General features: G+C 54.0%; 4 protein-coding genes and 1 pseudogene. 1 reads left to right on the top strand and 4 read right to left on the bottom strand.

Translation table 11 applies throughout. From position 1 onward, the window contains the following. Positions 1–261 (bottom strand): annotated as a pseudogene (locus tag POG22_RS00340) (transposase); the annotation flags it as partial. 293 nt (positions 262–554) lie between these two features. Between POG22_RS00340 and plsY the strand changes: the two are divergent. Then, on the top strand, positions 555–1,250 hold the full coding sequence (gene plsY / locus POG22_RS00335; RefSeq protein WP_063719122.1) for a glycerol-3-phosphate 1-O-acyltransferase PlsY: 696 nt from the start codon (positions 555–557) through the stop codon (positions 1,248–1,250). A 67-nt stretch (positions 1,251–1,317) separates the two neighbouring features. On the opposite strand, the gene POG22_RS00330 is transcribed toward plsY, so the two are convergent. From POG22_RS00330 to POG22_RS00320, 3 genes are all read right to left on the bottom strand, one after another. Further along, the gene (locus tag POG22_RS00330) at positions 1,318–2,514 is read right to left on the bottom strand and encodes a tetratricopeptide repeat protein (protein WP_498902985.1); all 1,197 of its coding nucleotides are present in this window, start codon (positions 2,512–2,514) and stop codon (positions 1,318–1,320) included. 8 nt (positions 2,515–2,522) lie between these two features. Further along, on the bottom strand, positions 2,523–3,215 hold the full coding sequence (locus tag POG22_RS00325; RefSeq protein WP_498902984.1) for a tetratricopeptide repeat protein: 693 nt from the start codon (positions 3,213–3,215) through the stop codon (positions 2,523–2,525). A gap of 132 nt (positions 3,216–3,347) precedes the next feature. Continuing rightward, entirely contained in the window at positions 3,348–4,121 is a 774-nt protein-coding gene (locus tag POG22_RS00320) for an SDR family NAD(P)-dependent oxidoreductase (protein ID WP_498902983.1), read from the bottom strand. Positions 4,122–4,226: the final 105 nt, after the last annotated feature.

The following is a 4,226-nucleotide window of genomic DNA, read 5'->3' as shown; positions in this document are numbered from 1 at the left end:
TACATCTAGCTCAGCATATTTACGACCGTAAGCTTGGCGTTTTTCTTTGTACCACTGTTGTAGTCTTTGACGTACGTTGGTGAATTTTTCCTCGTTGACTTGGGCAATACACTCTGATACCTGAGTCAGACTTGAAGAGCGGCTCATCATCATGCCAAAGCTCCAGGTGGCTAACCCTGAGACTTGTGGCCAAGAAAGATTCGGAAAATGACGACTGATTTCTTGCGACCACTGTTTGAGGTAAGCTGAGTTGTATTTCATGGCTTCTCCTAAACGAGTCTACGGCTTTCTCTTTGTCGGCTCTTTCTCTCTCTATTACAATCATAGCCTTGTCAGGAGGGGGAGAGAGGGAGAGGGGGAGAGAGGGAGAAACGATTAACTGTTCCCTGTTCCCCGTTCCCGATTCCCCGTTCCCTGTTCCCGATTCCCCGTTCCCTGTTCCCTGTCTTCACGGGTGACGGGTGACTCTAAAAAATTGCAAACTTACCTAGGGGGCGATCGCGAACTCTGATAAAATGCTGCTGAATTAACAGACAGGTGGCAGATTGTCGAGTATGGCTGCATGGCTGGGGTTGAATGGAGTGCTGTTGGTCGCAGCATATCTGTTGGGATCGACGCCCACGGGGTATTGGGTGGCGTATCGCGTGAAAAACGTCGATATTCGCAAACACGGCTCCGGTTCTACAGGAGCGACGAACGTACTGCGCGTCGTGGGAAAAAAAGCAGCGTTGTTCGTGTTGCTCGTCGATATCCTAAAAGCCGTTGCGGCCATTACTGTAGTGCGTGGAACGTACGAGTCGATCGGTGCGCTCGGCGCGATCGCCCCCGTCGAAGTTTTGCAGGTGTGGCAGCCTTGGATGGTAACGCTGGCGGGATTAGCCGCACTGCTGGGCCATGCAAAATCCATTTGGTTGATGACCGGTTCGGCGCGAAGTCCCGAACTCACCACTGGAGGAAAAGCCGTCGCCAGCAGCCTCGGCGTGTTGTTAGCCCTCTCTTGGCAAATTGGTTTGGCAACGATCGCCATTTTCGCGATCGTATTGAGCATTTCGCGGATCGTCTCGCTCAGTTCCATGTTATCGGCAATTTTAATTTCTGTGTTGATGCTCGGAACCCATCAACCCCTTCCGTTCTGTCTGTTCGCGATCGCCGCCACCGCTTACGTGTTGTTCCGCCACCGCTCGAATATCGATCGCTTGTTATCAGGAACCGAACCTCGCCTCGGACAGCAAGTTCAACCGTCTGATTAGATGCTGAAAACGATCGAACAGTGAAGAGCAGCGCGAGTTCACCCCAGTCTTCGCCTCGATTCGAGCTTCACCTATCCCGTTGCGCCGCTAGAGTCGGAAACGCATCTCGGAGTCGTTGCGCTTCTAAGGGATTTAGGCGATCGTAAAGCGCGATCGCCTGTTTGACTGCTAACATCCCATCGAGAACGTTTCCCATTTGCAACAGCGTCAATCCTAAATTGCGGTGAGAATTGGCGTGTTGGGGATCGAGGGCGATCGCTTGGCGGTAACAGTCGATCGCCGCTTCAAACTGTCCCAACCCTCGCAGCGTTACCCCGAGGTTGTAAAATCCCAACGCGAAACTCGGATCGATTTGCACGACTGTTTCAAAGCTTCGTCTCGCCTCGGCGAGATTCCCCATTTGCAGCAACGCCGATCCTAAATTCACGTAAGCCCCGAGTTTCGCCAACGGTGCGATCGCCGTTTCCGTGGCGAGGCGATAGTGCTTGACGGCGCGATCGAACTGTCGCTGTTGCCCGTAAGCAATTCCCAGATGGTATCGTAACTCAAAGGCTACCGGTGCCGTCACCGCCAGCGCCGACAGTCCCCGATTCAGCAGTTTCATCCCTTTGTGAATCTCTCCCACCTGCACGTAGAGCGCCCCCAACTTACTGCACCCATAGGGATCGTTAGGATGCTCTCGATGATAGCGTTCGAGCGCAGCTTTTGCCCGGTCAAACTTTCCCTGAGAGGCGATCGTTCCCGGTTCGTATCCCTCATGAAAAATCGTCACTCGATCGAGATGGCGGACGTTCCAGCGAGGTTCCCGTTGCAGCAGTTTCCCCACCGAATCGTCGATGGTGGCATGATAGGGACGAGTAAAGTAGACTTCTGAATGTCGGCGAAACAATCGCGACACGATCGAATAGGGCGATTGAGATGCACCGATTTCCTGACGAATTAAATTGACGGCGATCGCGTCTTCGGCTTCAATGGCGGTTCGCAACGAGGGAATCGCCTTCCCGTTGAGTCGTTCGTCTGCATCGAGAACCAACACCCAGTCTCCTGTGACGAGTTTCAAGGCTTCGTTTCTCGCAGCGGCGAAATCGTCGCACCAGTCGAAGTGTCCCACGATCGCACCCGCGTTTTTGGCGATTTCCACCGTGCGATCGTGCGATCCCGTATCCAACACTACGATTTCGTCGGCGACGCCTCGAACGCTTTCCAAACATCCGAGAAGTCGAGATTCCTCGTTTTTGACGATCGCACAGAGGCTAAGTTTCATCGCAAGCGTTAACGAATTCGCAACAACACCGTCTCGAGATTATCGCGATACAACGTGATGTTGGGTGCCAGACTCACCGCTCGCTGGTAAGCGTTGAGAGCTTCCTCATATCGCCCCAACCGTTCCAACGCATAGCCTAACCCGTTCCAAGCAGCGGCGTTGTCCGAGTCGAATTCCAAGGCGCGAAGATAAGCTTCTTGCGCGTCCCCGTAACGTTCGAGTCGTTCTCGAGCCACACCGAGATTGTACCAAGCGAAATCCTCTCCCAGTTCGCCCCAGCGTCCGTCGCCGTCGAGGGCGTTTTGACAAGCTTCGGTGGCTTCAAAATAGCGTCCTAAACTAATGCGATCGGCGCAGAGGTTCACCCAAGCCAGGGAATAATCCGGCGCAATGTCGAGGGCGCGACGATAAGAGTCGATCGCCGCTTCGTATTCTCCCAAACTCCCCAACTGCACCCCGCGATTCGTCCAAGTTCGCGCGTCGCGGGGGCGCAAATCCAAGGCTTTATCGCAGGCGGTTACCGCCTCGATCCCGCTCCCTTTGGCACAAACGGTCAGATAGTATTCGTAATAGTATTCTGCGTTATCGATGGCGTCAGCTTCACAACCGTTGTGAGCGACGGCGACTCCGCCACTTATTCCCCAGGCGATCGCGGCGATCGCGCTGATGAGTCCTTGTCGAGCGATCGAGTACCCTTTCATGGTGAGACGCCCTCTTTTTGCAGCGAACAGTGAAGAACGATCGTCGGACGGGGGCGAAAAAATGGTATCGAAGTCCGAAAAATGGAGTTCCCCCATCTCATTATCCCATTATCATCTCATCACTCCATCGCCTCACCACGGAAGTCGGCTTCCATCCCAGGAGAAAAACTGGCCGCTATCGTCGTCGGTCAATCCCTCAATGACGCCGAGTAACTGTGTGACCGTGCGATCGATCGAAAAGAGTTTCTCTGGGGGAACGTTGCGCTGAAACGGACGAGACAGCCGCGTGTCCGTGGTTCCCGGATGTAGCATCACCACCAGCGTTCGAGGACTTTTTCGAGAATATTCGATCGCCGCCGTTCGCAAAAACATATTCAACGCTGCTTTCGAGGCGCGATAGCCGTACCAGCCTCCGAGATAGTTATCGCCAATACTGCCAATTTTTGCGGAAATACTGGCAAACACGCTGCGATCGCCGTGACGAAACAACGGTAACAGATGCTTGGCTAACAAAATTCCGCCGATGCTGTTGACTTGAAAATACCGTAACAGGCGATCGGGATCGATTTGACGCAAACTCTTCTCCGGTTCGATCGCCCCCTCTTGGAGAATTCCCACACAGTTCGCGACGAGATGGAGTGTTCCCACATCTTGGTGAAGCCGGTTCGCCCAGGCTTCCACTTGCGGCTCGTCTGTCACGTCTACAGGAGAACACCGCAGGCGCGTCGGGTGAGACTGAGACAGCTCTAACAAAGGTTTCGCAGACTCGGGGTTGCGATAGGTGGCCTCGATAGAACGAACGCGATCGTCGGCGAGTAAATGTCGGACGAAGCCGAATCCAATCCCCTGACTCGCCCCAATTACCGCTACATCGAGCGATCGAACTCCCTCAAAACACGAAGCCATTTACCCGTTTTTCCCCTTTTTCAGTCACTAGCCTTTTACAGGGAACAGTCAGCAGTTTCTCCCCTTCTTTCCCTCTCCCCCTCTCCCCCTCTCCCCCTCTCCCTC

It is taken from the genome of Geitlerinema sp. CS-897, from assembly GCF_028368005.1.
Classification (GTDB): Bacteria; Cyanobacteriota; Cyanobacteriia; order Cyanobacteriales; family Geitlerinemataceae; genus Baaleninema; species Baaleninema simplex.
Note: the sequence above shows the minus strand (reverse complement) of the source record. Positions and strands in the feature narration are given on the sequence as shown.